Raw genomic sequence first — 428 nt, 5'->3', positions numbered from 1 at the left:
AATGTTTCTTTTCCTTCAGTATTTATTCCAGGTCCTAAATTTTCTGGTGAACTAAATCCTCCATTGGTATTAATAGCTACTTTGTATATATCAGATTGCCCATATGTTCCAGGCATATCCGATGCAAAATATAGTGTTTTTTCATCAGGACTTAATGCCGGATGCCCTGTACTGTAATTATTACTATTAAATGGAACTTCCATTATATTAGTCCATTGGTCATTTTCGAGAGTGGCTTTGTATATTTTTATTAAAGTAATTTTGTTTTCATCTTTTCCTTTTTTACCATCAATGTAATTGTTTCTTGTAAAATAAACGGTCTTTCCATCTTTTGTAAAAACAGGAGTAGATTCATGAAACTTAGAGTTTATTTTTGATTTAAATTTTTTCGGAGTATTTGGGTTAAAATCTTGATCAACACCAGATTC

1 pseudogene is annotated in these 428 nt (G+C 30.4%); it reads right to left on the bottom strand.

The window, feature by feature from the left end:
• A pseudogene (locus LPB87_RS20665) lies at positions 1–428 on the bottom strand (flagellar motor protein MotB); the annotation flags it as partial.

This window comes from Flavobacterium sp. EDS, assembly GCF_020991525.1.
Taxonomy (GTDB): domain Bacteria; phylum Bacteroidota; class Bacteroidia; order Flavobacteriales; family Flavobacteriaceae; genus Flavobacterium.
The sequence above is the reverse complement of the archived record's forward strand: the minus strand, read 5'-3'. Positions and strand labels throughout refer to the sequence as shown.